The 25,967-nt window shown below is 64.4% G+C and carries 20 protein-coding genes; 14 read left to right on the top strand and 6 right to left on the bottom strand.

The window, feature by feature from the left end; all coding sequences use genetic code 11:
- The first annotated feature begins 10 nt into the window (after positions 1 to 10).
- Genes AC8GDA_RS00255 through glmS form a run of 3 tightly spaced genes read left to right on the top strand, consistent with a single transcriptional unit; the run spans position 11 to position 4,718 of the window.
- Positions 11 to 1,417, top strand: a complete 1,407-nt coding sequence (locus tag AC8GDA_RS00255) for a high affinity choline transporter 1 (protein WP_506556330.1) — start codon at positions 11 to 13, stop codon at positions 1,415 to 1,417.
- Positions 1,414 to 2,802 carry a bifunctional UDP-N-acetylglucosamine diphosphorylase/glucosamine-1-phosphate N-acetyltransferase GlmU gene (glmU, locus tag AC8GDA_RS00250; RefSeq protein WP_506556329.1) on the top strand — a complete coding sequence of 463 codons (1,389 nt, stop codon included), beginning with the start codon at positions 1,414 to 1,416 and terminating at the stop codon, positions 2,800 to 2,802. The genes AC8GDA_RS00255 and glmU overlap by 4 nt, the downstream gene beginning before the upstream one ends.
- Before the next feature lie 56 nt (positions 2,803 to 2,858).
- The gene (gene glmS, locus AC8GDA_RS00245; protein WP_506556328.1) at positions 2,859 to 4,718 is read left to right on the top strand and encodes a glutamine--fructose-6-phosphate transaminase (isomerizing); all 1,860 of its coding nucleotides are present in this window, start codon (positions 2,859 to 2,861) and stop codon (positions 4,716 to 4,718) included.
- Between the two features lie 15 nt (positions 4,719 to 4,733).
- Here glmS and pyrE read toward each other — a convergent pair whose 3' ends face one another.
- Positions 4,734 to 5,423, bottom strand: coding sequence for an orotate phosphoribosyltransferase (gene pyrE / locus AC8GDA_RS00240; RefSeq protein ID WP_506556327.1), 690 nt, complete (start codon positions 5,421 to 5,423; stop codon positions 4,734 to 4,736).
- 20 nt (positions 5,424 to 5,443) lie between these two features.
- On the opposite strand from pyrE, the gene AC8GDA_RS00235 reads away from it, so the two are divergent.
- Positions 5,444 to 6,238 carry an exodeoxyribonuclease III gene (locus AC8GDA_RS00235; RefSeq protein ID WP_506556326.1) on the top strand — a complete coding sequence of 265 codons (795 nt, stop codon included), beginning with the start codon at positions 5,444 to 5,446 and terminating at the stop codon, positions 6,236 to 6,238.
- Here the strand turns inward: AC8GDA_RS00235 and AC8GDA_RS00230 are convergent.
- Positions 6,230 to 7,114 (bottom strand): M48 family metallopeptidase, encoded by an 885-nt coding sequence (locus AC8GDA_RS00230; protein WP_506556325.1) that lies wholly within the window; start codon positions 7,112 to 7,114, stop codon positions 6,230 to 6,232. The two genes, AC8GDA_RS00235 and AC8GDA_RS00230, sit on opposite strands and share 9 nt — an antisense overlap.
- 45 nt (positions 7,115 to 7,159) lie before the next feature.
- On the opposite strand from AC8GDA_RS00230, the gene AC8GDA_RS00225 reads away from it, so the two are divergent.
- Complete coding sequence (locus AC8GDA_RS00225) at positions 7,160 to 8,419, top strand: AmpG family muropeptide MFS transporter (RefSeq protein WP_506556324.1); 1,260 nt, start codon at positions 7,160 to 7,162, stop codon at positions 8,417 to 8,419.
- On the opposite strand, the gene gatB is transcribed toward AC8GDA_RS00225, so the two are convergent.
- The 3 genes from gatB to gatC are packed head-to-tail and all read right to left on the bottom strand — an operon-like array spanning position 8,385 to position 11,670.
- On the bottom strand, positions 8,385 to 9,866 hold the full coding sequence (gene gatB, locus AC8GDA_RS00220) for an Asp-tRNA(Asn)/Glu-tRNA(Gln) amidotransferase subunit GatB (protein WP_506556323.1): 1,482 nt from the start codon (positions 9,864 to 9,866) through the stop codon (positions 8,385 to 8,387). The genes AC8GDA_RS00225 and gatB overlap by 35 nt on opposite strands.
- On the bottom strand, positions 9,863 to 11,380 hold the full coding sequence (gene gatA, locus AC8GDA_RS00215) for an Asp-tRNA(Asn)/Glu-tRNA(Gln) amidotransferase subunit GatA (RefSeq protein WP_506556322.1): 1,518 nt from the start codon (positions 11,378 to 11,380) through the stop codon (positions 9,863 to 9,865). The genes gatB and gatA overlap by 4 nt, the downstream gene beginning before the upstream one ends.
- Positions 11,381 to 11,382: 2 nt before the next feature.
- Positions 11,383 to 11,670 (bottom strand): Asp-tRNA(Asn)/Glu-tRNA(Gln) amidotransferase subunit GatC, encoded by a 288-nt coding sequence (gene gatC / locus AC8GDA_RS00210; RefSeq protein WP_506556321.1) that lies wholly within the window; start codon positions 11,668 to 11,670, stop codon positions 11,383 to 11,385.
- A gap of 67 nt (positions 11,671 to 11,737) precedes the next feature.
- On the opposite strand from gatC, the gene AC8GDA_RS00205 reads away from it, so the two are divergent.
- Genes AC8GDA_RS00205 through metH form a run of 9 tightly spaced genes read left to right on the top strand, consistent with a single transcriptional unit; the run spans position 11,738 to position 25,607 of the window.
- On the top strand, positions 11,738 to 12,781 hold the full coding sequence (locus AC8GDA_RS00205) for a rod shape-determining protein (protein ID WP_506556320.1): 1,044 nt from the start codon (positions 11,738 to 11,740) through the stop codon (positions 12,779 to 12,781).
- Between the two features lie 19 nt (positions 12,782 to 12,800).
- A complete protein-coding gene (mreC, locus tag AC8GDA_RS00200; RefSeq protein WP_506556319.1) occupies positions 12,801 to 13,718 on the top strand; it encodes a rod shape-determining protein MreC in 918 nt (305 codons plus the stop codon).
- Positions 13,715 to 14,239, top strand: coding sequence for a rod shape-determining protein MreD (mreD, locus tag AC8GDA_RS00195; protein ID WP_506556318.1), 525 nt, complete (start codon positions 13,715 to 13,717; stop codon positions 14,237 to 14,239). The genes mreC and mreD overlap by 4 nt, the downstream gene beginning before the upstream one ends.
- Before the next feature lies 1 nt (position 14,240).
- The gene (gene mrdA / locus AC8GDA_RS00190) at positions 14,241 to 16,187 is read left to right on the top strand and encodes a penicillin-binding protein 2 (RefSeq protein WP_506556317.1); all 1,947 of its coding nucleotides are present in this window, start codon (positions 14,241 to 14,243) and stop codon (positions 16,185 to 16,187) included.
- The gene (gene rodA / locus AC8GDA_RS00185) at positions 16,184 to 17,377 is read left to right on the top strand and encodes a rod shape-determining protein RodA (RefSeq protein ID WP_506556316.1); all 1,194 of its coding nucleotides are present in this window, start codon (positions 16,184 to 16,186) and stop codon (positions 17,375 to 17,377) included. Before mrdA ends, rodA begins: the two co-directional genes overlap by 4 nt.
- A 2-nt stretch (positions 17,378 to 17,379) precedes the next feature.
- Positions 17,380 to 19,104, top strand: coding sequence for a bifunctional isocitrate dehydrogenase kinase/phosphatase (gene aceK, locus AC8GDA_RS00180; RefSeq protein ID WP_506556315.1), 1,725 nt, complete (start codon positions 17,380 to 17,382; stop codon positions 19,102 to 19,104).
- A gap of 10 nt (positions 19,105 to 19,114) precedes the next feature.
- Positions 19,115 to 20,821 (top strand): GMC family oxidoreductase, encoded by a 1,707-nt coding sequence (locus tag AC8GDA_RS00175; RefSeq protein WP_506556314.1) that lies wholly within the window; start codon positions 19,115 to 19,117, stop codon positions 20,819 to 20,821.
- A 14-nt stretch (positions 20,822 to 20,835) separates the two neighbouring features.
- Positions 20,836 to 21,813, top strand: a complete 978-nt coding sequence (locus AC8GDA_RS00170) for an MBL fold metallo-hydrolase (RefSeq protein ID WP_506556313.1) — start codon at positions 20,836 to 20,838, stop codon at positions 21,811 to 21,813.
- A gap of 41 nt (positions 21,814 to 21,854) precedes the next feature.
- Positions 21,855 to 25,607, top strand: a complete 3,753-nt coding sequence (gene metH, locus AC8GDA_RS00165; protein WP_506557240.1) for a methionine synthase — start codon at positions 21,855 to 21,857, stop codon at positions 25,605 to 25,607.
- On the opposite strand, the gene AC8GDA_RS00160 is transcribed toward metH, so the two are convergent.
- Positions 25,604 to 25,957, bottom strand: coding sequence for a DUF1840 family protein (locus AC8GDA_RS00160; RefSeq protein ID WP_506556312.1), 354 nt, complete (start codon positions 25,955 to 25,957; stop codon positions 25,604 to 25,606). The genes metH and AC8GDA_RS00160 overlap by 4 nt on opposite strands.
- Positions 25,958 to 25,967: the final 10 nt, after the last annotated feature.

Below are 25,967 nucleotides of genomic sequence, written 5' to 3'. Positions count from 1 at the left end.
ATCCTTCACCATGCTCTTGACACTCGTTGGCCTCTACTTACTGGTCTCCATTGCAATTGGTCTGGTGGCCGCCAGGCAGGTGCACAGCGCGAGCGACTACATCACCGCGGGCCGCAACCTGCCCATGCCGGTGGTGCTCGCCATGGTCTTTGCCACCTGGTTTGGCGCAGAGACCGTGCTGGGCGTCTCGGCCACATTTCTGGAAGAAGGCTTCCGGGGGCTGATCTCCGACCCCCTCGGGGCCTCGATCTGCCTGGTGCTCTTTGGCCTGGTCTTTGCCCTGCCGCTGTATCGAATGAAGCTCATGACCCTGGGCGACTTCTTCCGGGTGCGCTACAACCGGCAGACGGAACTCATCATTTCCCTGTGCATCGTGGTCTCCTACCTGGGCTGGGTCTCGGCCCAGATCACGGCCCTGGGACTGGTCTTCAGCGTGCTCTCGAACGACCTCATCTCCATGAACCAGGGCATGCTCATCGGCGCGGCCGTGGTGCTGGTCTACACGCTCTTTGGTGGCATGTGGTCGGTGGCAGCCACCACATTTGTTCAGATGATTGTGATTGTGGTGGGCCTGCTCATCGTGACGAGCATGGCCGGTGAGATGGCCGGTGGCATGTCCACGGTGATCAGCAAGGCGGCGGCCGAAGGAAAGTTTGAATGGCTGCCCAGCCTCGACATGCTGGACATGCTGGGCTGGATCGCGGCCCTGCTCACCATGGCCTTGGGCTCCATTCCTCAGCAGGATGTCTTCCAACGGGTCAATGCCTCGAAGTCTGAGCGTGTGGCCGTCTGGGCGACCACCCTGGGCGGCGTGGCCTACTTCTTCTTTGCTGCCATCCCACTCTTTCTGGCCTACGCGGCAACCCTCATCGACCCAGAGACCACCGCGCGGCTCATGGCCGACGACTCTCAACTGGTGCTGCCAACCCTGGTGGCCCAGCACATGCCCTTCTGGGTGCAGGTGGTCTTCTTCGGCGCCCTGCTCTCGGTGATCATGAGCACGGCCTCGGGCACCTTGCTCGCACCGTCCGTCACCTTTGCAGAAAATGTCATCAAGGGTGCCGTGCCCAACATGACCGATCGTCAGCTGCTGCTCACCACGCGCATCACGGTCTTTGTCTTCACCCTCCTGGTGACGGCCTACGCCCTGCTCACCGATGAGAGCATTCACAGCATGGTGGAGAACGCCTACCGCATCACGCTGGCTGGTGCATTCGTGCCCTTGGCGGCCGGCCTCTTCTGGAAACGGGCCAACAACCTCGGGGCCACGCTGTCCATCTCCATGGGCTTGGGCACCTGGCTGCTGCTGGAGTTCTCGGGTGCAGAATTGCTGGTGGAGCCCCAGCTCATCGGCCTGCTGATGAGTGCAGTGGGCATGGTCGTTGGCTCACTGATCCCTCGAGGAGGTGCACGTTGAATGTGGTGATTCTCGCCGCGGGGCAGGGCAAGCGCATGCATTCGAGCCTGCCCAAGGTGTTGCACCCGATTGGTGGGCGGCCCATGCTGGAGCATGTCTGTCGCACGGCCCTGGCCGCCGGTGCGGCGCGCCTGACCATTGTGGTGGGCCATGGTGCCGAACAGGTGCGCACGGCCGTGGCGGGCTTCGACCTCCCCCTGCAGGCCGACCAGTTGTGCTTTGCCTTGCAAGACCCCCCGCAGGGCACGGGCCATGCTGTGGCGGCCGCATGGCCCAGCATCGATCCCTCGTCTGGCCTGACCATGGTCCTTTATGGCGACGTACCCCTGATGCGGGCCGATGTGCTCAAGGCATTGGTGGCTGCGGCCCAGGCCGAGGACCAGATCGCACTGCTCACGGCCGTGGTGAGCGACCCCACGGGCTACGGCCGCATCCTTCGAAACAGCCAAGGCCAGGTCTCGGGCTCGGTGGAAGAGCGCGACGCCACACCGGAGGTGCGCCAGATTCGGGAGATCAACACCGGGGTGCTGGTCGCCCCCACCGCCGAGCTTGGCCGTTGGGTTCATGGCCTCGACAACAAGAATGCACAGGCCGAGTACTACCTCACCGACGTCATTGGCATGGCAGTCGCTGAAGGCCGACGGGTGGTGGGCCTGCCCTGCCAGGACCCGGACGCCTTTCTGGGGGTGAACAACCTTGTGCAGCGGGCAGACCTGGAGCGACGCCACCAGCGACGCCTGGCCGAAGACTGGCTCTTGGCAGGCATCGACATTGCAGACCCATCACGGTTTGATGTGCGAGGAAGCCTGCACTGTGAGCCGGGGGTGCGAATCGACATTGGCTGTGTCTTTGAGGGCACCGTGGTCCTGCGGGCTGGCGCACAGATCGGCGCCTACGTGGTGCTGCGAGATGTCGAGGTGGGGCCTGGCGCGCGGGTGGAGGCCTTTAGCCATCTCGATGGAGCGGCCCTGGGCCGTGAGGCAGTGGTGGGGCCTTTCGCCCGGCTGCGGCCCGGCACACGCCTGGCCGAGGGCTGCCACATTGGCAACTTCACCGAAGTGAAGAACAGCCAGATCGGGCCCTACAGCAAGGCCAATCACCTGTCTTATGTGGGCGACAGCACGGTCGGGGCCCGCGTGAACATTGGCGCGGGCACCATCACGTGCAACTACGATGGCGCCGAGAAGCATCGCACCATCATTGAAGACGATGTCTTCATTGGCTCTGACACCCAGCTGGTGGCGCCCGTGGTCGTGCACGAAGGAGCCACCCTGGCGGCCGGCACCACGCTCACCAGCGATGCACCAGCCCACCAGCTCACCCTGTCCCGGGCCAGGCAGGCCTCGATTCCCAAGTGGAAGCGGCCCCAGAAGAAATCGCATTAGCATGAGGGCCTGACGCTCCTCACCAGCAGCCCCTCACCACCGGAGAGAATCACCAGATGTGTGGCATTGTCGGCGCCGTCGCCGCCCAGAACATCACGCCCTTCCTGATCGAAGGTCTTCGCCAACTCGAATACAGGGGCTATGACTCCGCAGGGCTCGCACTGCTCGAGGGCGGCAAGGTCTCGCGCGTTCGCGCGGTCGGCCGGGTGGCAGAGCTCGCCGCCGCGGCCAAGGGCCTCTCGGCAGACATCGGCATTGCCCACACCCGCTGGGCCACCCACGGGGCGGTCACACAGGACAACGCCCACCCCCACCTCTCCAGCGGCCACGGGCTCGAGATCTGCCTGGTTCACAACGGCATCATCGAGAACCACCAGGGCCTTCGGGCCGAACTCGAATCGGCCGGCTACACCTTTGAGTCCCAAACAGACACCGAGGTGGTGGTGCACCTGCTGCACCAGGCCCGGCGCCAGTCCAACGACCTGGCCGCGGCCCTGCGGGCCGTCTGCCAGCGGCTCAAGGGCGCCTATGCCCTGGCGGCCATCAGCAGCCAAGACCCCGGCCGCCTGGTGGCCACCCGGCTGGGCGCCCCATTGCTCATTGGCGTGGGCCGGCAGCCAGACGGGGCCTACATCGCATCCGATGCCTCTGCCCTCCTGCAGGTCACCCAGTCCTTGGTCTACCTCGAAGACGGCGACCTCGTGGCCTTTCATCGACCCACCCCCGCTGGCCAGGTGTCTTATCAGGTGGAAGACCGAGACGGCCAACCGGTGACACGCCCCGTGGTGCAGTCGAGCCTCAGCCTCGACGATGTCAGCCTGGGGCCGTATCAGCACTACATGCAAAAGGAAATGGCCGAGCAGCCGGGTGCGGTCGCCGCCACCCTGGAGATGGTCACCGGGGCCACAAGCCTCTCACCCGCGCTCTTTGGCAGCCAGGCCGACACCGTGTTTGCGCAATGCCGCCATGTGCTGATTCTGGCCTGTGGCACCAGCCTGCACGCGGGCCTGGTGGCCCGATACTGGCTAGAGTCGGTGGCGCGCCTGCCCTGCACGGTGGAGATCGCCAGCGAGTACCGCTACCGCGACAGCGTGGCCCAGCCCAACACCCTGGTGATCACCATCTCTCAATCCGGCGAGACCGCCGACACCCTGGCGGCCCTGGCCCACGCCCAGGCCCAGGGGCTCACGGACACACTGGCGATCTGCAACGTGCCGGAGTCTTCTCTGATTCGTGCGGCCAAACTTCGATTCCTCACGCGTGCAGGCCCTGAGATTGGTGTGGCCTCCACCAAGGCCTTCACCACGCAACTGGCTGCACTGTTTCTGCTCACGCTCTGCCTGGCCAAGGCGCAGGGCCGACTGACCGCAGACGACGAGGCCCAGCACCTGACCGCCCTGCGGCACCTTCCGGCGGCACTGGCCGCAGTGCTCTCTGCAGAAGACCAGTTCAAGGCCTGGGCCCTCGAATTTACGAACAAGTCGCATGCGCTGTTTCTCGGACGCGGCATCCATGCCCCCATTGCCATGGAGGGTGCACTCAAGCTCAAAGAGATCAGTTACATCCACGCAGAGGCCTACGCAGCCGGGGAACTCAAGCATGGTCCCTTGGCCCTGGTGGATGCCGACATGCCAGTGGTGGCCGTGGCCCCAAACGACCAGCTCTTGGAGAAGCTCAAGAGCAACCTGGAAGAGGTGCGGGCCCGCGGCGGACGACTCTATGTGGTGGCAGACCAGCATGCGGGCATGCAGCCCTCCGACGGCGTCTCGGTGATCACCTTGGGCGACCATGCCGGCCTGCTGTCGCCCATTCTGCATGTCGTGCCCCTGCAGTTGCTCGCCTATCACGTGGCCTTGGCCCGAGGCCATGATGTCGACAAGCCCCGCAACCTCGCCAAGAGCGTGACGGTGGAATGACTGAGGGCCAGGAGGCTAGGCCACGCCCCAGCGTGCCCGATACGCCTCCACAGCTGCCCGATGGGCTGCGAGTTCGGGCGCATCACTGGCGGCGAGTAGGGCCAGCAGGTCCGACAGATTCGCAATCGCCACAACCGGCAGGCCATGCTGGTGGGCGACCTCTTGCACGGCAGACCGCGCCGTGGGTTGGTCGGCCGTGCCGCCGCGCTCCATACGGTCTAGCGCAATCAGCACCCCCGCCGGCGTGGCCCCTGCATCACTCAACAAACGAACCGACTCACCCACGGAAGTGCCCGCAGAGATCACATCATCGATGATCAGCACCCGATGACCTCGAAGGTCTGCACCCACCAGCAGGCCTCCCTCGCCGTGGTCCTTGGCCTCCTTGCGGTTGAAGGCAAAGCCGATGTCGTGGCCCCGTGCCGCCAGGGCCATGGCCATGCTCGAGGCCAGCGTGATGCCCTTGTAGGCCGGCCCGAAGAGCCGGTCGGCCTGTAGACGGCCCTCGGCCTGGGCCAAGAGAAAGGCCTCGGCATAGAAGTCGGCCAAGGCCGCCAGGGCAGCGCCATGATGAAAAAGGCCCGCGTTGAAGAAGTAAGGTGAGGCGCGACCAGCCTTGGTCGTGAAGGTGCCAAACCGCAGCACGCCCTGGGCCAGGGCAAACCGCAGAAACCGTTGTTGAATGCTGTCGGCTGTGCTGCTCATGTTCGGCGAGAATACACAACATGCGTGTGATCAGTCTCAATGCCAACGGCATCCGTTCTGCGACCGACAAGGGTGCCCTCGACTGGCTGGCCCAGCAGGCGCCCGACTTGGTCTGCCTGCAGGAGCTCAAGGCCCAGCACGACGACCTCCAGCCCCAGCACCAGTGCCTGGCCACCGGCCTTCAAGGACAGTTCGCCTGTGCACAGAAGAAGGGTTACTCCGGCGTGGGCCTCTACGGCCCGGCCGGGGCATCCCTGCAGGTGGGCTTCGGCGTGACGGAGTTCGACGACGAGGGCCGACTGCTTGCGGCCCATTGGCCTGGCCTCACAGTCGTGAGCCTGTATGCGCCATCGGGCTCGGCCAGCGAGGATCGTCAGGCCTCCAAGTTCCGTTTCATGAAGGCCTTCGCGCCCATCATGGCCGCCTGGATGGACGACCACCGCACCAGTGGCCGCGAATACCTCATCTGCGGCGACTGGAACATTGCCCACACCGAGCGTGATCTTAAAAACTGGAAGGGCAACCTCAAGAACTCCGGCTTCTTGCCAGAGGAGCGAGCCTGGCTATCCGACGTGTTTGGCCCGATGGGCTGGGTGGACGTCTATCGGCACCTGCATCCCGAGGCCACAGGAGAGGGCTACACCTGGTGGTCCAACCGGGGGCAGGCCCGGGCAAAGAACGTGGGCTGGCGAATCGACTACCAGGTAGCCTCGCCGGGCCTGGCCGCCCGCGCCAAGGCGGCCTGGGTCTTCACCGATGCACGCTTCTCCGACCATGCGCCCCTGGTGGTCGACTACGACCTGCCCTCACCGTAGGCTGGGATCGGGCGGAAGGCTGTCCAAGGTTTTACCCATGGCCTTGGCATAGAGCGGCAAGACCCTCGGCAGGTTTCGGGAAATGTCATCGATCCGGGTGCTGCCCGCGGGGTGGGTCGAGAACCACTCGGGTGGCGCGCCCTTGTTGGCCGCCTGCATCTTGCGCCACAGCGAGATGGCCGTCCGAGGGTCGTAGCCAGCCCGGGCCGCAATGTCCAGGCCCACCAGGTCTGCATCGGTCTCGTCGTCCCGCGAGAACTTCATGCCAATGAGCTGCGTGCCAAAGCCCATGGCCTGACGGCCAGCCTCACCAAATCCAAGCATGGCCGACAGCACACTGGCGCCCATGTCGGTGAGCTGTGCCTTGGCCAGGCGGTCGCGGCTGTGCTCCCGAAGCGCATGGGCCATCTCATGGCCCATGACCATGGCCGCCTCATCATCGGTGAGCTTGAGCTTGGTCAGAATGCCCGTGTAGAAACCAATCTTGCCCCCGGGCATGCAAAAGGCATTGATCTGGTCGCTCTGAAAAACGGCCACCTCCCAGGTCCAACGGGCTGCATCTGGGTTCCATTGGTTTGCGAAGGGCTTGAGCCGCTGGGCAATTTGATTGAGTCGCACCACGGAAGGGTCGCTTGCCGGCAGGAGGGCTTTCTTCTCCTGTGCTTTTTTCTTCATGGCCTCGAACTGCTGCGCCGCCGATCGCTCCAGTTGTGCGGCTGGCACCAGCTTGCGCAGCTGTGAGGCCTCTCCCACGGCCACACCGTCACCCGGCCCGGCCAGCGACGAGCCCCCGCCCGTGGTGACACAGCCCGACAGCAGGCCCAGGCCCACGACCAAGGTCATCCATCGAAGGGTTGGCTTCATACTCCGTGTCATGTGTGCCTCCAAACGACATCAACAATACCGGATCCGCGAGCCCCGATGGACCCAGTAACCCGCCGCCCGCCCACGCGTGCGCTGCTCATGATGACCCTCATCATGGGCTTTGCCAGCGGCCTGCCACTGGCCCTCTCGAGCGGCACCCTGCAGGCCTGGCTGACCGTCGAAGGCGTCGACCTCAAGACGTTGGGCTGGCTCACGGTCTTGGGCCTGCCCTACACCTATAAGTTCGGCTGGGCCCCACTGATGGACCGATTCTCACTTGGCGGCGCCGCCCGAGGTCGTCGCAAGGGCTGGCTTGTGAGCCTGCAGTTGGGCATGGCCGGCGTGCTTCTGCTCATGTCGACCAGCCAGGATGTGCAGTCGGCCGAGGGCCTCTGGCGACTGGCCAGCCTGGCCTTCTTGTTGGTGGTGTTGTCGGCGAGCTTCGACATTGTTTTTGATGCCTGGCGCGCGGAATCCCTGCAGCCCGAAGACCGCGGCCTCGGGGCCGCATGGTCGGTCATTGGCTACCGACTGGCCATGCTCACCTCCGGCGGACTGGCCCTCATGCTCGCAGACCTCTACCTCGGCTTTGGGGGCACGTATCGCGTCATGGCCGGCATCTGCGCGCTCATGGCCGTGGTGGCCTTGTTCGCCCCGGAGCCCAGCACGGCCCGGCCGCCGACCAGCCTGCGGGATGCCGTTGTGGAGCCCTTTCGGGAGTTTTTCTCACGCGGCGGCGCCTGGTGGCTGCTGGCCGGCATCATTCTCTACAAGCTGGGCGATGCCTTTGCAGGCAGCCTCTCCACGGCATTTTTGATTCGTGGCATGGGCTTTAGTGCGGCCGAGGTGGGTGCCGTGAACAAGGGCATGGGCCTTCTGGCCACCCTCGTGGGCGGACTCGCGGGCGGCTGGCTGCTCGCTCGACTCGGCCTGTGGCGGGCGTTGCTGATCTTCGGCATGGGCCAGGCCATCACCAACCTGGGCTTCTGGTGGCTCTCGATTCACCCAGCCAGTCTGACCAGCATGACCCTGGTGATCCTGCTGGAGAACCTCGCTGGCGGCATGGGCACGGCCGCCTTTGTCGCCCTGCTCATGGCCTTGTGCGACATCCGCTTCACCGCCACTCAGTTTGCGCTCTTGTCCGCACTCGCCTCCATTGGCCGGGTCTGGGTGGGGCCGGTGGCAGGCGTGGCGGCCACCGATTACGGCTGGCCGCCCTTCTTCCTGGGCAGCTTTGCTGCAGCGCTCCCGGGGTTGTGGCTGGTCTGGCGGCTGCGCGCCATCATTGACCGGGCAGACCGATCCGAGCCCGCATGAGGTCGGTGACCATCTGCGGGTTGGCCTTGCCCTGCGACTGCTTCATCACCTGACCCACCAGGGCATTCAAGGCCTTGTCCTTGCCGCCCTTGAACTCCTCGACCATCTTCGGGTTGGCCGCCAGTACCGTGTCCACCAGCCCTTCAATGAGGCCCGTGTCTTGAATTTGCTGCAGGCCCTTGGCTGCAATGGCTGCATCGGCCGTGGCAAAAACGCCCGACCACAGGTCGGCGAAGACCTCGCGGGCAATCTTGTTGGAGAGCGTGCCATCCTCGATCCGGAGCAGCAGGCCCACGAGCTGGTCTGCCGTCATCGGTGCCTGTGACATGTCGCGCTCCTCACGATTGAGCGCAGTGGCCACCTCACCCATCACCCAATTGGCCAGCGCCTTGGCGCGTGCAGCCGTGGCGCCCCCATGGGCCCGCCAGGCCGCCAGCCCCGCCGAGAAGAAGTCGGCCGTGGCTCGGCTGGCCGCCATCATGGCGGCATCGGCCTCAGAGAGGCCCAGGCTGCTCACCCATTGGTCGCGCAGGGCCTGAGGCAGGGTGGGCATCTCGGCTCGCACCGCATCGATCCAGGCGCTCGCAATGTGCAAGGGCGGGAGGTCGGGGTCTGGGAAGTAGCGGTAGTCCTGGGCATCTTCTTTCGAGCGCATGGCCCGTGTCTCATCCCGGTCGGGGTCAAAGAGCCGCGTCTGCTGCACCACCGTGCCACCGTCCTCGATGAGCGCCACCTGCCGCGCGGCCTCCACCTGGATGGCACGCTCCAAGAAACGAAATGAGTTGAGGTTCTTGATCTCGCAGCGGGTGCCCAGGGTGGTGTCGCCCTTCTGACGCACCGACACGTTGGCATCGACCCGGAAGGAGCCCTCCTGGAGGTTGCCATCACAAATGCCAATCCAGGTCACCAGCCCATGGAGGGTCCTTGCATAGGCAGCGGCCTCGGCGGCCGAGCGCATCACCGGCTCACTGACAATCTCGAGCAAGGGTGTGCCCGCCCGGTTGAGGTCGATGCCCGAGCAGCCCGTGGGCAGGCCCTCAAAGCCCTCGTGGATCGATTTGCCCGCGTCCTCTTCCAGGTGCGCACGGGTGAGCGCAATCGCACGGGTCGTGCCATCTGGCAGAACAATGTGCACCGCACCCCCCTGGACCACCGGAATCTCGAACTGGCTGATCTGATAAGCCTTGGGAAGGTCTGGATAAAAATAATGCTTTCGTGCAAAGACGGAGACAGGGGCAATCGTGGCCTCGACCGCCAGGCCGAATCGAATGGCAGCAGCGACGGCTGCGCGGTTCATCACGGGCAGCACCCCAGGCAGGGCAAGGTCCACGGGATGCGCCTGGGCGTTGGGCTGTGCCCCGAAGGCCGTGGACGCCGGCGAAAAAATTTTCGACTGCGTCTTTAACTGCACATGGGTTTCCAGACCAATCACCACTTCCCAGGTCATGCCACTGCTCCTGCTGCTGGATGCCGAAGGTGCCAGTCGGTGGCCCGCTGGAAGGCATCTCCCACGGCAATGAGCCGGGCCTCCTCAAAGCGCGGGCCGATGAGCTGCATGCCCACCGGCAGGCTGCTGCCCTGGGCATCACCGAAACCACAGGGCAGGGACATGCCGGGCAGGCCGGCGAGGCTCGCACCCAGGGTGTAGATGTCGGCGAGAAATTCGGAGAGCGGGTCTTGGGCGTCCATTTCGTCCATCCGCCAGGCCAGCTTGGGCGAGACGGGGCCCAAAATGAGGTCGCAGGTTTCGAAGGCCTGGTCGAAGTCTTGGGCAATCAGCCGTCGCACCCGCTGGGCCTGAAGGTAATAGGCATCGTAGTAGCCATGGGAGAGCACGAAGGTGCCCACCAGAATGCGTCGCTGCACCTCATCCCCAAAACCCTCGGTGCGGCTTCGTCGATAGAGGTCTTCGAGGTCCTTGGGATGCTCAGCACGATGGCCGTACCGCACGCCATCGAAGCGCGACAAATTGCTCGAGGCCTCGGCCGGTGCGATCACGTAATACGTGGGAATCGAGAGCTCGGTGCGCGGCAGGGACACCGGCACCGTCACGGCACCAAGGCCCCTGAGCACGTCCAGAGCCGCCTCGATGGCACTTCCAATGGCAGGCTGCAGCCCCGCTCCAAAAAATTCTGTGGGCAGCCCGATCCGCAGGCCTTGAAGGGGCTGGGCTGCTGGCGCATCGGCCACCAGCGCACCCACCAGCCGGGTGAAGTCTTCAGCGGGCCGCTCCAAGCTGGTGGCGTCTTTGGAATCGAACCCCGCCATGGCGTTGAGCATCCAGCCGCAGTCCAAGGCGGTGTGCGCCATGGGGCCAGCCTGATCCAAGCTTGAGGCGTAGGCGATCATGCCCCAGCGTGAGATGCGACCGTAGGTGGGCTTGAGGCCGGTGATGCCACACATGGCCGCCGGCTGACGCACCGAGCCCCCAGTGTCGGTGCCCGTGGCCGCCGGGGCCAGGCCAGCGGCCACTGCAGCCGCAGAGCCACCGGATGAGCCGCCCGGGATGCGGTCACGGTCCCACGGATTTCTGCAAGGCCCGTAGGCACTGTGTTGGGTGGCCGAACCCATGGCGAACTCATCGCAATTGGCCTTGCCCAGGCCGACCATGCCCGCCTTGGCCAGGCGCGTGACCACCTCTGCATCGAATGGGCTGCGATAGCCCTCGAGCATCTTTGAGGCTGCCGTGGTGGGCCAGTCGGTGGTGACAAAGACATCTTTGTGAAGCACAGGAATGCCCAGCAGGGGGCTGCGCTCGCCTTGGTCGATGCGCGCCTGGGCCGCCCTGGCCTGGGCCTCGGTGACCTCGGGGTCCATGGCCAAGACCGCGCCCAGGCTGGGGCTCGCCTTGGCGTCTGCCGCAATGGCGTCGAGATGGTCCTGGGCGAGTTCCACGGCACTGACCATGCCCGAGTCCAGGGCCCTGCGCAGGCTGGCGAGGTCGGCATGGAGAAGGTCCATGCTCACTCCACCACCCGAGGCACCAGAAAAAGGCCCTCTGCTGACTGCGGCGCATTGGCCAGCAGGCGGTCACGTTCCGGCAGCGATGCCGCCTGGTCGTCGCGCAGGCGTAGGGGCAGGTCGTGCGGATGGGCCATTGGCGCCAGATCGCCCACCGGCGCCGACTGCAGCTGACCGACCCAGCCGACAATGTCGGACAACGAGGCTCGAAGGGCCTCAGCCTTGTCTGGGTCCAGGGCCAATTTAGAGAGCCTGGCAAGCTTGTCGAGTGCGTCTGGCGTGAGGGTCACGGTAGAAATGTGGATAATTAAACCTTTGATTATCCTCATTCTCTGACTGACTCACCCGGATCCCCACATGCTCGGTTCGTTACGCGGTTTCTTCGCCCAAGATTTGGCCATCGACCTCGGCACTGCCAACACCCTGATCTATGCGCGCGGCAAAGGCATTGTCCTCAATGAACCATCGGTGGTGGCCATCCGATACGAGGGCGGGCCCGGCGGCAAGAAGACCATCGAGGCCGTTGGCACCAAGGCCAAGCAAATGCTGGGCAAGGTGCCAGGCAGCATCGAGGCGGTTCGGCCCATGAAGGATGGCGTGATTGCCGACTTCACCGTCACCGAGCAGATGCTCAAGATGTTCATCAAGATGGTGCACCCCAAGAAGCTCTTTTCACCGAGCCCGCGGGTCATCATCTGTGTGCCCTGTGGCTCCACACAGGTGGAGCGCCGGGCCATTCGCGAGTCCGGCCTCTCAGCCGGTGCCAGCCAGGTCTACCTCATTGAAGAGCCCATGGCGGCAGCCATCGGCGCAGGCCTGCCCATCTCTGAACCCCGCGGCTCCATGGTGGTCGACATCGGTGGGGGCACCAGCGAGATCGGCGTGGTCTCCTTGGGCGGCCTCGTCTACTCCAGTTCCATTCGCGTGGGTGGCGACAAGTTCGATGAGGCCATCGTCAATTACATTCGCCGCAACTACGGCATGCTGATCGGCGACCAGACCGCCGAGGCCATCAAGAAAGAGATTGGCTCTGCCTTCCCTGGCAGCAGTGCCAGTGAAATGGAAGTGCGTGGCCGCAACCTCAGCGAGGGCATTCCCCGCAGCTTCATGGTCTCGAGCAACGAAATCCTCGAGGCCCTGACCGACCCCATCAGCCAGATCGTGGTGGCCATCAAGAATGCCCTGGAGAACACGCCGCCCGAATTGGCGGCCGACATTGCCGAGCGCGGCATCGTCATCACCGGCGGTGGTGCGTTGCTCCACGACCTCGACCGACTCTTTGCCGAAGAGACTGGCCTGCCGGTCTATGTGGCCGAGGATCCGCTGGCCTGCGTGGTGCGTGGCTGTGGTGAGGCCATCGAGCGAATCGATGAACTGAGTGCTGTTCTTTCCACCGAGTAGACCCCGCCACGACCGGATCTTGGCCCTCTCTCAGACACCGCCGCCACTCTTTCACCAGGGCCTGTCGGCCCGCATCCGACTCATCGTCGCTGTGGCGGCCGCCGCCGTACTCATGCAGCTCGACTTTCAGTTGGGCTTTGCCCAGCCGCTGCGACAGGGCATCAATGCCGTGCTCTATCCCATCAGCGAACTCCTCATGCTTCCGCGAGATGCGGCCATCTCATCGGTCGAGCACATGACCAGCATCCGTAGCCTGCGCGAGCGCGTGGGCCAGATGGAACAAAAGGAAATCGAGCAGGCACAAACCCTGCTGGCCATGGAGCAGTTGAGGGCAGAGAACGACAACCTGCGAACGCTCATGGGCCTCGCAAAGCCACTGAACCGCCCGAGCATCGTGGCCGAGATTCGCTCTGCACGACCCTCCCCGTTGCACGACCTCGTGGTCATCAACCGCGGGCTCGAGCACGGCATCACGAAGGGCTCGCCCGTGCTGAGCAGCCAGGGCGTGATTGGCCAAGTGAGCCGCGTCTTTCCCATGAGCGCCGAGGTTCGGCTGCTCTCCGACAAGCAGCTGCAGGTCCCGGTCTACCTGCCTCGGGTGGGCGTGCGGGCCCTGACCCAGGGCGTTCCTGGAGAGGACTCCTTCGAGCTGCGCCACGTGAACCTGGCTGCGGACATCTCCGTGGGCGACACCGTGCAGACCTCGGGCTTGGACGGCGTGTATCCCCCAGGGCTGCCCGTGGGAGTGATCATCTCCGTGATGGAACGAGAGGCCTCATCATTCCCGCTCATTCTGGCCAAGCCGATTGCATCGGCGGCCCTGCAGCAGCAAGTGCTGGTGCTGCAGGACAGCCCCGCCGTGGCCGCCGCACCGACGCCGAATCCGCCGGCCAAGCCCGCAGCTGCCGCTGCCCCTCCCAAGGCCAATCAGCCATGAATCGCGGCGAGACCCTGGCCCGGGAGCCATCGCTCCAACTGATTCTCTACAGCTTTCTGGTGGCCGTGGCCTTCAACCTGCTGCCCTGGCCACCGCACCTGCCGCTGCCAGACGCCGTGGCCGCCTTGTTGGTCTTCTGGGCGGCCCAGGCGCCGCGCAAGATGGGCCTGGGGCTCGCCTGGGTGCTCGGCCTCGTCATGGATGCCCACAGCGGCGTGCTCTTGGGCGAGCATGCCCTGATCTACTCGCTGCTCACCTATGGGGCCGTGTCGCTGCACCGACGGCTCATGGGCTTTGGCGTGGCAGGGCAGTCCATGCACATCATTGGGCTCTTCATGGTCTGCCTGCTGGCTGGCGCACTCATTCGTTGGCTTGCGGAGGGCACCCCGCTCACCGGCTGGCTGGTCGTGCAGTCGATTGCCAACACCCTGGGCTGGCTGATCGCCCACCGTGTTCTGCTCATCATTCTCAAACGCAGGCCGGGCCGCCGGCCTGTGAAGGCACCAAAGACCTCGCTCTGACATGGTCACTGAAACGCGGTCCACCTCCGACTTTCGAAAACGGGTGACCGTTGCGGCCATTGTGGTGGCCATCTGCATTGGGCTGCTGGGCCTTCGATTCGCCACCCTGCAGGTCTGGCAGCACCAGGACTACGCCATCAAGGCCGAGAACAATCGAATTGCCCTGCTGCCCATGCAGGCCCCCCGAGGGCTCATTCTCGACCGCTACGGCGAGGTGCTGGCGCGAAATGATGCAGGCTTCTCGGTGGAGTTGGAGCCAGGCATCAAGGGCGATGTCGACCCGCTCATCGAAAAGCTCACACCCCTGCTCAACCTCACGCCCGCAGACATTCGTCGCTTCAAGCGCGACCTGGCCAGCGCCCGCAAGTTCGACCCCATCGCCTTCAAGACCAAGCTCACCGATGACCAGGTGGCCCGCGTGGCCGTTCGCATCGAGGAGCTGCCCGGCGTGCGCATCGAGCGGCGCCCCATTCGCGGCTACCCGTATGGCGAGTCGTCGTCTCATCTGCTGGGCCACATCGGCCGGGTCTCTCGCTTTGATCAAGAACGGCTCGAGCGGGAACAAGAGGCCGCCTTGTACGCGGGCGTCTCGCACATTGGCAAGCTGGGCATCGAGAAGAGCTACGAGAAGATCCTCAAGGGCGACATCGGCTTTCTGCAAATCGAGATCGCCTCCAGCGGTCGTATCATCCGAGAGCTCGGCGTCAAGCCCGCCGTGCCCGGCCGCAACATTCAGCTGGCCGTGGACTTCGGCCTGCAGCAACTCGTGGAGGCCGCCTTTGGCAATCGCCGGGGTGCCCTGGTGGCCATGGAGCCCAACACCGGAGAGATCCTCGCCTTTGTCTCCAAGCCCAACTTCGACCCCAATGCCTTCGTGGATGGCGTCGATCCCGAGCTCTGGGAGAGCCTCAATGCCTCGCTCGACAAGCCCATGCTCAATAGGGCCCTTCGCGGCATTTATCCGCCCGGCTCCACCTACAAGCCGTTCATGGCCCTGGCCGCACTGGCCTCGGGGGAGCGAAAGCCCAGCGACACCATCCAAGACCCGGGCTACTTCATGCTCGGCAGCCACAAGTTCCGAGACTCCCGGCCCGAGGGGCATGGTCGGGTCGACCTTAAGAAATCCATCGTCGTCTCAAGCGACACCTACTACTACAAACTCGCCATGGACATGGGCGTGGATGGCATCTACAAGTACATCGCGCCCTTTGGGTTTGGCCAACGAACAGGCATCGACATGGAGGGCGAGGTGGCCGGCATCCTGCCCTCGAGCGACTGGAAGATGAAGCGTTTTGGCGTGGCCTGGCTCACGGGTGAAACGCCCTCGATTGGCATCGGCCAGGGCTACAACGCCTTCACCATGCTGCAGTTGGCCCGCGCTACCGCGGCCATTGCCAATGGCGGCAAGCTCATGCAGCCGCGTTTGGTGCGCGCCATCGAGGCCGACGATGGCTCGTACATCCCCCTGTCCGCGGTGGTCGACTCCACCCTCGCACTGGATCCGGAATGGATTGCTTTTGTAACCGAGGCCATGGTCGAGGTGAATGCCTCCGGCACCTCGGCACGGGTCATGGCCGGCACGCCCTACCAGGTTGCCGGCAAGACAGGCACCTCGCAGGTCTTCAGTGTGAAACAGGATGAGAAGTACATCGAGAGCCGTGTGGCCGAGCGGCTGCGGGACCACTCGCTCTACGTGGCCTTCGCACCCGCCGACGCCCCAAAGGTGGCCCTGGCGGTGGTGGTTGAGAACGGTGGCTTCGGTGCGGCAGCAGCCGCACCGATTGCACGAAAGGTGCTCGACTTCTTGCTCGTCACGCGGTCGCAGCCCTCACCAGCAACACCCACCGCGCCTGCCCCCACGACACCCGCACCCATCAAGCCGCTGGTGAGCACACAGGCCCACGGGCAATCCACCGTGGCGCTCAACCCTGGCGTGGCCCAGCCATGAACAGCATCGAGCGTCGCAAGGCCCAGACAGGCTGGCGGGCCGTCACCTTCTGGCTCAAGCAGCGGTTCGATCGACTCGACCAGCCCCTCTTCTGGACCATGGTCGGCATTTTTGTGGTGAGCCTTTTTGCGGTCTACAGCGCCAGCCATGACGACCCCGAGCGGTTCATGGGCCATGTTCGAAACCTGTTGTTGTCCATGACGCTCATGGTGGTGCTCGCCCAGGTTCCGGCCATGCAGTTTCAGAAGGCCGCCGTGCCCCTGTACCTGTTGGGCGTGGTGCTGCTGCTCGCCGTGGAATTCGTGGGCGAGACCAGCAAGGGCGCCACACGCTGGCTCAACATTGGCATCACCCGAATCCAGCCCTCCGAGCTCATGAAGATCGCCATGCCACTCATGCTCGCCTCCCTGGTGCACCAGCGCGAGGGCCTCAAGGGCTGGCGCGACTGGATCTTGCCGGTGCTGCTGCTGGTCGTTCCAGTGGCCCTCATTCTCAAGCAGCCCGACCTGGGCACGGCCATTCTGGTGGGCGCCTCGGGCTTCTTCGTCCTCTACCTGAGCGGGATTGCCTGGCGACTCCTGCTGGTGGCTGCCGTGGTGGTGGTGGGCGGGATCATTCTGCTGGTGGCCCTTGGCGACACGGCCTGTGGGCCCGGGGTGGACTGGCCAGGCCTTCGTGAGTACCAGCGTCAGCGTGTCTGCACCCTGCTCGACCCCATGCGAGACCCCTTGGGCAAAGGCTTTCACATCATTCAGTCGGTGATTGCCGTGGGCTCCGGCGGCATCTTCGGCAAGGGCTGGATGCAGGGCACCCAGACCCAGCTGGAATTCATTCCTGAACGGGCCACCGACTTTGTCTTCTCTGGCTTTGCTGAGGAGTTTGGTTTTCTGGGCGCCATCCTCCTGCTCGCCCTCTACCTGGGTGTGGTGCTTCGAGGCCTGTGGATCTCGCTTGGCGCACCCACGCTTTTCGGGCGCCTGCTCGCGGCCAGCATCTCACTCATCATCTTCACCTATGCATTTGTGAACCTGGGCATGGTCACCGGCATCCTGCCCGTGGTGGGCGTGCCACTGCCCTTCCTGTCCTACGGCGGCACCGCCATGGTCACACTGGGGGTTGGCATGGGCCTGCTCTTTAGCGTGGCCCGTGACCGCTCTCGCGTGACCCAGGGCTTCACGCTGCACGGCTAGCCATGTCTGCCCTGGCCATCGCCCGCGTCTTGTTGGAGGGCTTTGATCGGCACTACGGCCTCTTTCGTTACAACGCCCAACAGGCCAAGACCTGTTTTGAATCGGGCAGCTACCAGGCCATTCGTCGGCTTGCACGTGAGCGGATTGCCTTCTACGACCAACGGGTCGAAGAGGCCTGCAAGCACCTGGAGACCCTCTTTGAGGAAGAACTTCAGTCCAAGGGTGTCTGGCCCGAGGTCAAGAAGGCCACCATCATGCTGCTGACCAACCACAAGCAGCCTGAACTCGCCGAGACCTTTTTCAACTCCGTGACCACGCGACTCCTCGACCGCGAGTACTTCCGAAACGAGACCCTCTTTGTGCGGCCGGCCGTGGCCACCGACTACCTCGACTCCGACCCGCCGTCCTATCGGGTCTACTATCCGCGGGCCCGCGGCATCCGCCAGGCCCTCGTGGACATGGCCGTGGACATCGGCATGGCCAGCCCTTGGGAGAACATTGATCGCGACCTGCGGCTGGTGCTGGCGGCCATCTGCCAGCAGATGCCTCGGCCATTTAAGGCCGCATCAGACCTTCAGGTTCACCTGCTTCGCGGCCTGTTCTTTCGCAACAAGGGGGCCTACCTGATTGGTCGCATCATCAACGATGGCGAGCCCTTTGGCTTTGTGGTGCCCATTCTGCGATCGGATCAAGGCCTGCTTCGCATCGACACCATCCTGCTCGACCGCGAACAGATCTCCTTGCTCTTTTCGTTCTCGCGGGCCTACTTCATGGTGGACATGGAGGTGCCCTCGGCCTATGTCCAGTTCCTGGGCAGCATCATGCCCAACAAGCCCAAGAGCGAGCTCTACACCATGCTGGGCCTTCAGAAGCAGGGCAAGACCCTGTTCTACAGAGACCTGCTGCACCACCTCAAACATTCGAGCGACCGCTTCCAGCTCGCCGAGGGCATCAAGGGCCTGGTCATGCTGGTCTTCACCCTGCCCTCGTTTCCGTATGTCTTCAAAATCATCAAGGACAAACGCTTAAAGGATGTCAGCCGAGAGCACATCATGTCCAAGTACCAACTCGTGAAACTTCACGATCGGGTGGGCCGCATGGCCGACACCTGGGAGTATTCCAATGTGGACTTCCCTCGCGCGCGTTTCGACCAGGCCTTGATCGATGAAATTCTGGAGCAGGCGCGCAGCATGATCGAGTTTCAGGACGATCGCGTCATCATCAAGCATGTCTATATTGAGCGGCGCATGGTGCCACTCAACCTGCACCTCGAGCAGGCCACCGATGCGCAGATCGACCATGCCATCAAGGAGTACGGAGACGCCATACGGCAGCTCGTGGCTGCGAATATCTTTCCGGGCGACATGCTCTACAAGAACTTCGGCCTCACACGCCAAGGGCGTGTGGTGTTCTACGACTACGACGAGATCCAGTACCTCACGGAGTGCAACTTCAGAACCATTCCCGAGCCCCGAACCCCCGAGGACGAGATGGCCAGTGAGCCCTGGTACACGGTGGGCCCCAATGACGTATTCCCCGAAGAGTTCGGTCGCTTCTTGCTCGGCCTGCCCAAGCTTCGGGGGGCATTCATGAGGCATCACGCAGACCTGCTGCAGGCCTCCTTCTGGTCGGAGCAGCAGCACCGCATTCGGCAGGGCCTGCTCGACGACGTCTTTCCCTATCCCGAGGCCATTCGATTTGCATCCAACGCAAGGAGCCCTGCATGAGCCGTCCTACATGACTGGCCCGGCGCAGCAGACCAGCTTCGACTACGTCATCGTGGGCGCCGGCAGCGCGGGCTGCCTCCTGGCCAATCGTCTCTCCGCCAACCCCGCCCACCGGGTGCTCCTGCTCGAGGCGGGCGGGCCCGACGACTGGTTCTGGATCAAGGTGCCGGTCGGCTATCTCTTCACCATTGCCAACCCACGAACCGACTGGTGCTTCAAGACCGAACCAGACCCAGGCCTGGATGGCCGCAGCATTCACTATGCCCGCGGCCGTGTGATTGGAGGTTGCTCCTCCATCAACGCCATGATCTACATGCGCGGGCAGGCCAGTGATTACGCCCGCTGGCAGGCGGCCACAGGTGATGACCGATGGGCCTGGGGCACGGCAAGCTCGGGCCAGACCCTCGCCACGCTCATGTCGCTCGAGGATTACTTCGAAGGCGCCAATCCCTGGCACGGGCAGGGCGGGGAAATGCGTGTGGAATCGCCGCGGGTGCGTTGGCCCATCCTGGAGGCCTGGCAGCGCGCCGCCCAAGAGCAGGGCATCCCCGCCATTGCCGAGTTCAACCGGGGCGACAACTTCGGCAGCGCTTATTTCCATGTGACCCAGCGCAGAGGACGCCGCTGGTCGATGGCCGATGCCTTCCTGCATCCCATCGCCCATCGACCCAACCTCACCATCTGGACCCACGCCCAGGCCCTGGGCCTGCAGTTCTGCAGCCTGGATCAGGCCCCCGCCTCCGCAGGTGCCTGGACCGGGGCGCGCCAACGTGCCTGCGGGGTCACCGTGCTGCACAACGGCGACAAGGTCTCGGTTGCGGCGCGCAAGGAGGTGATCCTCTCGGCCGGTGCCATTGGCTCGCCACAGCTGCTGCAGGTCTCGGGCATTGGCCCGGCCGGGCTGCTGCGATCGCATCAGATCCCCATCGTGGCCGACCTCCCTGGGGTGGGCGAGAACCTGCAAGACCACCTGCAGATTCGAACGGTCTACAAGGTTCGCCATGCCACCACGGTCAACGGCCTTTATCGCAGCCCCTGGGGGCGCGCCAAGATGGGCCTCGACTACCTGTTGTTTCGGCGTGGGCCCATGACCATGCCACCCTCGACGCTCGGCGCCTTTGGCAAGAGCCATCCAGGTGTGGAGAGCGCAGACCTCGAGTGGCATGTGCAGCCGCTGTCGCTGCCAGCCTTTGGCCAGCCCCTGCATCCCTTCGATGCCATCACGCCCTCGGTCTGTTACCTGCGGCCGAGCTCGCGAGGGGTGGTGGCCATCACGCAGCCCGACCCATTGGCCGCGCCCAAGATCGACTGCCGCTACCTCTCCACCGAGGAGGACCTGCAGGCCAGCATCCGAGGCCTCGAGCAGACCCGCGCCATCATGGCCTCACCAGCCCTGGCCGCCCATGCGCCAGAGGAATTCCTGCCAGGCCCAGACCGAACCACCGAGGCGCAGCTCGCGCAGGCGGCCCGCGAACTCGGCACCACCATCTTTCATCCGGTGGGCACCTGCACCATGGGTCGCATCAGCGCCCAGGGTCATGCCGACGACCCGCGCACGGTGCTCGACTCCGACTGCCGGCTGCGCGGCGTGGCGGGCCTTCGGGTGGTGGATGCCTCGGCCATGCCACTGATCACCTCCGGCAACACCAACACACCGGTCATGCTCATTGCCGCGCGCGCGGCCGAGTCCATCCTCTCTGAAACCCATTCTTCTTAAAAGGGAGTTTTCACATGCGCATTCACCACCATGACGACTACCCATTGCGGGCCACTGGCCTGCGCGACTTTGGCCATGGCATCCATGCCGTCGACTCGGGCTACCTGCGCGACGAGCTCGATGCCGTACACCTGCTCGTCGAGAAAGGGCGCGTGGCCATCATCGACACGTCCACTGAGCGCTCGGTGCCCCGCACCCTGGCCGCCTTGAACACACTGGGGCTCTCCCCAGACTGCGTGGATTTCATCGTGCTCACCCATGTTCACCTCGACCACGCAGGCGGTGCAGGCGCCCTCATGGCGGCCTGCCCGAAGGCCAAGCTCACCGTGCACCCACGTGGCCTTCGCCACATGCTCGACCCAAGCCAGCTCTGGTCAGCCGTCTGTGCGGTCTATGGGGAAGAGATGGCCCTTCGCGAATACGGGCCCCTCTCGCCAGTGGCAGAAGACCGCATCATCACCACCCCCGAAGGGGCCAGCATTTCTCTGGCCGGCCGAGAGCTGGTCTTCTGGGATGCCCCGGGCCACGCCCGTCACCACGTGTTCATCCAGGACACACAAACGGGCGGCATCTTCACTGGAGACACCTTTGGCATCTCCTACCGCGAGCTCGACACACCCAATGGCTCCTTCATTTTTGTCACCTGCCCGCCCACCCAGTTCGAGCCCGAGCCATTGAAGGCCTCGATTTCGAGGGTCATGGCCGCAAAGCCGCCCGCCGTCTACCTGACCCACTACTCCCAGGTGAGGGATGTCCAGGCCGCGGGGGCGCAGCTGCTCAAACAGGTGGACCAGTACACCGCCATTGCGTTGGCCCGACGAGACCATGGCGAGGGTCGCGCCAAGGCCATTGAGGCCGACCTCCACCAGCTCATTGGCGGCCAGGCCCGAGCCATGGGTGTCACCCTCGATGAGAAATCCCTTGGCGAGGTGTTGGCTCTCGACCTTCGGCTCAACGCAGACGGGCTCTCGCACTGGCTGGAGCGCCTATAATCGCGGGCTTGACCCCCGCCGACCACACCCCTTCCGCACCCGTGCTTCAGGAGTCGGCCGCCTTTGCGCGGCTGAGGGCTGCACTCGCCCAGCGCATTCTCATCATCGATGGCGCCATGGGCACGATGATCCAGCAGCATCGCCTGAGCGAAGAGGCCTATCGGGGGCTCGAGGGCAATGCCGCCGTGGCCCTCACGGGAGACGCTGCGCAGGCACTGGCTGCGGCCACCGACGCCGGCATCGATGTCAAGGGCAACAATGAGCTGCTGAGCCTCACCCAGCCCCAGATCATTCAGGGCATCCACGAAGCCTACCTCGCGGCCGGGGCCGACATCATCGAGACCAACACCTTTGGCGCGACCCAGGTGGCCCAGGCCGACTACCACCTCGAAGGCCTGGCCCGCCAGATGAACATCGCCTCGGCCGAGCTGGCCTGTCGCGCCCGCGACCGATTCAGCACGCCAGACCACCCCCGCTTTGTGGCTGGGGCCCTGGGGCCCACGCCCCGCACCGCCTCCATCTCGCCCGATGTCAACGACCCGGGCGCGCGCAACACGAGCTTTGATGAGCTCGCCGCCTCCTATGGTGAGCAGGCCCAGGCACTCATCGAGGCCGGCGTGGACCTTCTGCTCATTGAGACCATCTTCGACACCCTCAATGCCAAGGCCGCCATTTTTGCCATCGAGAGCCTCTTCGAGGCCCGCGGTGAACGCATCCCCGTGATGATCTCGGGCACCGTGACAGACGCCTCTGGCCGCATCCTCTCGGGCCAGACCGTGGAAGCCTTCTGGAACAGCGTTCGTCATGCGCGGCCCATCACCATTGGCCTGAACTGTGCACTCGGAGCCGCCCTCATGCGGCCCTATGTCGAGGAGCTCTCCAAGCTCGCAGATGTGCCCATCTGCATCTATCCGAATGCCGGCCTGCCCAATCCCATGGCGCCCACGGGCTTTGATGAAACACCGCCCATCACGTCGGGCTTCCTCAAAGAGTTCGCCGATGCAGGATGGGTGAACGTGGTGGGGGGCTGCTGCGGCACCACGCCAGAGCACATCGCAGCCATTGCAAAGGCCGTCTCGGCCTACACGCCGCGCACCGTGCCCAAGGTCGCGCCGAAGCTGCGGCTCTCTGGCCTGGAGCCTTGCAACATCGACGAGACCTCGTTTTTCGTGAATGTGGGCGAGCGAACCAATGTCACCGGCTCCAAGCAGTTCGCGCGGCTGATTCTCTCGGGTGATTTTGAGAAGGCCGTGGACGTGGCCCGGCAGCAGGTGGAGAACGGCGCCCAGGTGATCGACGTGAACATGGACGAGGCCATGCTCGACTCCCAGGCCGCCATGACCCGCTTCCTCAACCTGATTGCCTCGGAGCCGGACATCTCCCGCGTGCCCGTGATGATCGACTCCTCCAAATGGAGCGTGATTGAGGCTGGCCTGAAATGCGTTCAGGGCAAGGCCATCGTCAACTCCATTTCCATGAAAGAGGGCGAGGCCGAGTTCGTTCGGCAGGCCCGGCTGTGCCGCAAGTACGGTGCTGCCGTGATTGTCATGGCCTTCGATGAACAAGGTCAGGCCGACACGCTGGCCCGCCGACAGACCATCTGCTCGCGGGCCTACAGCCTGCTCACCGACACGGTGGGCTTTCCCCCCGAAGACATCATCTTTGACCCCAACATCTTCGCCATTGCCACGGGCATTGAAGAACACGACCGCTATGCCATCGACTTCATCGAGGCCACCCAGTGGATTCGCGAGAACCTGCCCCATGCAAAGGTCTCGGGCGGCGTCTCCAATGTGAGCTTCTCGTTCCGCGGAAACGACCCCGCACGCGAGGCCATTCACACCGTCTTCCTCTACCACGCGGTGCGCGCGGGCATGACCATGGGGATCGTCAATGCCGGCCAGCTCGGCGTCTACGAAGACCTCTCCCCAGAATTGCGCGAGCACGTCGAGGACATCGTGCTGGCCCGCCGGCCCGACGCCACCGAGCGCATGATTCAGTTTGCCGAGCAACTCAAGGGCGGTGCCAAACGCGACGAGGAGAAGCTCGCCTGGCGCGAGCTGCCGGTCGAGAAACGGCTCGAGCATGCCCTGGTGCATGGCCTCACAGAGTTCATTGTGGAAGACACCGAGGCCGTTCGAGCGGCCGTGGAAGCCCGTGGTGGCCGGCCCATCGAGGTCATCGAAGGGCCTCTCATGGGCGGCATGAATGTGGTGGGCGATCTCTTCGCAGAGGGCAAGATGTTCCTGCCCCAGGTGGTGAAGTCTGCCCGGGTCATGAAGGCGGCCGTGGCCCACCTCGTGCCCTTCATTGAGGCCGAACAGGCCGCCAGTGGCACCTCGCAGGCCAAGGGCAAGATGATTCTTGCCACCGTCAAAGGCGACGTGCACGACATTGGCAAGAACATTGTGTCGGTGGTCCTCCAGTGCAACAACTTCGAGATCGTCAACCTCGGGGTCATGGTGCCCGCCCAACAAATTCTGCAGGCCGCCAAGGAGCACAACGCAGACCTCATCGGCCTGTCGGGCCTCATCACCCCCTCGCTCGAGGAGATGTCTCATGTGGCCCGCGAGATGGAGCGGGATGAATGGTGCCGCTGCAAACAGATTCCACTGCTGATCGGTGGGGCCACCACGTCACGCATCCACACCGCCGTGAAGATTGCCCCGCACTACTCGGGCCCCGTCATCTGGGTGCCCGATGCCTCACGGTCTGTGCCCGTGGCGCAGGCGCTCACCAGCGATTCAGCCCAGAAGGGCGCCTACCTGGGCGAGGTGATCCGTGACTACGCCAAGCTGCGCGAGCGCCATGCCGCCAAGGCCGCAGCCAAGATGCTCACGCTCGACCAGGCGCGCGCCCATGCGCCCACCATCGAGTTCACGGCCGCCCCCGTGCCCAAGGCCATGGGCCGTCGTGTGCTGAAGTCGTATCCGCTCGAAGAGCTCGTGGCCACCATCGACTGGACACCGTTCTTCCAGACCTGGGACCTCGCCGGCCCCTACCCCGCCATTCTGGAAGATGCCGTGGTGGGCGAGCAGGCCCGACAGGTCTATGCCGATGGCAAGGCCATGCTGGCCAAGCTCATCGATGGCCGCCGGCTCACGGCCAATGGTGTCCTGGCCCTGTTGCCCGCACGGCGCACGGGCCCAGAAGACATCACCATCTACGCCGATGAATCCCTCTCCACCCCGGTGCTGACCTGGCATGGCCTGCGGCAACAAACAGAAAAGCCCAGCGGCGAGTACAACAAATGCCTGGCCGACTACGTGGCCCCCACCGAGGCCCAGGTGCCGGACTACATCGGATGCTTTGCCGTGGGCGTGCATGGTGCCGATGCCTTGGCTGCCGACTACGAGGCCAAGGGCGACGACTACAACGCCATTCTGGTCAAGGCCCTGGCCGACCGACTCGCCGAGGCCTTCGCAGAGCGCCTGCACCAACGGGTGCGCACCGAGTTCTGGGCCTACCAGCCCGAGGAAGGCCTCTCCAACGAAGACCTCATCGCCGAGCGCTACCAAGGCATTCGGCCGGCCCCGGGGTACCCCGCATGCCCAGATCACAGCGTGAAGGCTGCGCTCTTTGAAGTCCTGCAGGCAAAAGACATCCAGATGTCACTGACCGAGAACCTGGCCATGCTGCCGGCCTCGGCCGTGAGTGGCTTTTACTTTTGGCGGCCAGAGTCCCAGTACTTCAACCTGGGCCCGATTGGCGAAGACCAGTTGGCCGACTATGCCCAACGCGCCAAGGTCTCCGACCGAGACGCCCGGTCTCGCCTGGCCACTGTGCTGGGCTAGTTCCGCTCCCAGACCACCGGTTCACCCGCCACGCGTGCGCGCTCGAGCATCTCCAAGACAGGCACAAGCCGGCGAGACAGCCCCACGAGCCTGGCACCAAGGGCCGCATCGGGCAGGGCCCCTTTGGACTGCAAGGCCTCCAAGCCCGCCTCCAACTGCGCCTCGGTCTGGGCATCCTGCTGCTTGGCCTGCGCCTTCGCAGACTGCGCTGCCGCAATCACCTCGGGCAGGCGATCGACCACCCAGATCCCCGGCACGTGGCCATCCTCACCCAGCGCCTTAAAGACCTGCTGGGCCACCTCCTCGGTCATCACAAATGATGCCGCGGCCTTGCTCATGAATCGGATCACTGGGCTACAC

The organism is Hahnella aquatica (SeqCode), assembly GCF_965194505.1.
Lineage (GTDB): Bacteria > Pseudomonadota > Gammaproteobacteria > Burkholderiales > Burkholderiaceae_A > Hahnella > Hahnella aquatica.
This window is presented reverse-complemented; position numbering and strand designations above follow the sequence as displayed.

Coding starts and splice junctions, on each gene's coding strand:
- rodA (WP_506556316.1), top strand. CDS start 16,184: ATGAACAGCATCGAGCGTCGCAAGGCCCAGACAGGCTGGCGGGCCGTC.
- glmS (WP_506556328.1), top strand. CDS start 2,859: ATGTGTGGCATTGTCGGCGCCGTCGCCGCCCAGAACATCACGCCCTTC.
- aceK (WP_506556315.1), top strand. CDS start 17,380: ATGTCTGCCCTGGCCATCGCCCGCGTCTTGTTGGAGGGCTTTGATCGG.
- mrdA (WP_506556317.1), top strand. CDS start 14,241: ATGGTCACTGAAACGCGGTCCACCTCCGACTTTCGAAAACGGGTGACC.
- AC8GDA_RS00170 (WP_506556313.1), top strand. CDS start 20,836: ATGCGCATTCACCACCATGACGACTACCCATTGCGGGCCACTGGCCTG.
- gatA (WP_506556322.1), bottom strand. CDS start 11,380: ATGGACCTTCTCCATGCCGACCTCGCCAGCCTGCGCAGGGCCCTGGAC.
- AC8GDA_RS00255 (WP_506556330.1), top strand. CDS start 11: ATGCTCTTGACACTCGTTGGCCTCTACTTACTGGTCTCCATTGCAATT.
- gatB (WP_506556323.1), bottom strand. CDS start 9,866: ATGACCTGGGAAGTGGTGATTGGTCTGGAAACCCATGTGCAGTTAAAG.
- pyrE (WP_506556327.1), bottom strand. CDS start 5,423: ATGAGCAGCACAGCCGACAGCATTCAACAACGGTTTCTGCGGTTTGCC.
- AC8GDA_RS00225 (WP_506556324.1), top strand. CDS start 7,160: ATGGACCCAGTAACCCGCCGCCCGCCCACGCGTGCGCTGCTCATGATG.
- mreD (WP_506556318.1), top strand. CDS start 13,715: ATGAATCGCGGCGAGACCCTGGCCCGGGAGCCATCGCTCCAACTGATT.
- AC8GDA_RS00205 (WP_506556320.1), top strand. CDS start 11,738: ATGCTCGGTTCGTTACGCGGTTTCTTCGCCCAAGATTTGGCCATCGAC.
- AC8GDA_RS00235 (WP_506556326.1), top strand. CDS start 5,444: ATGCGTGTGATCAGTCTCAATGCCAACGGCATCCGTTCTGCGACCGAC.
- AC8GDA_RS00175 (WP_506556314.1), top strand. CDS start 19,115: ATGACTGGCCCGGCGCAGCAGACCAGCTTCGACTACGTCATCGTGGGC.
- AC8GDA_RS00230 (WP_506556325.1), bottom strand. CDS start 7,114: ATGACACGGAGTATGAAGCCAACCCTTCGATGGATGACCTTGGTCGTG.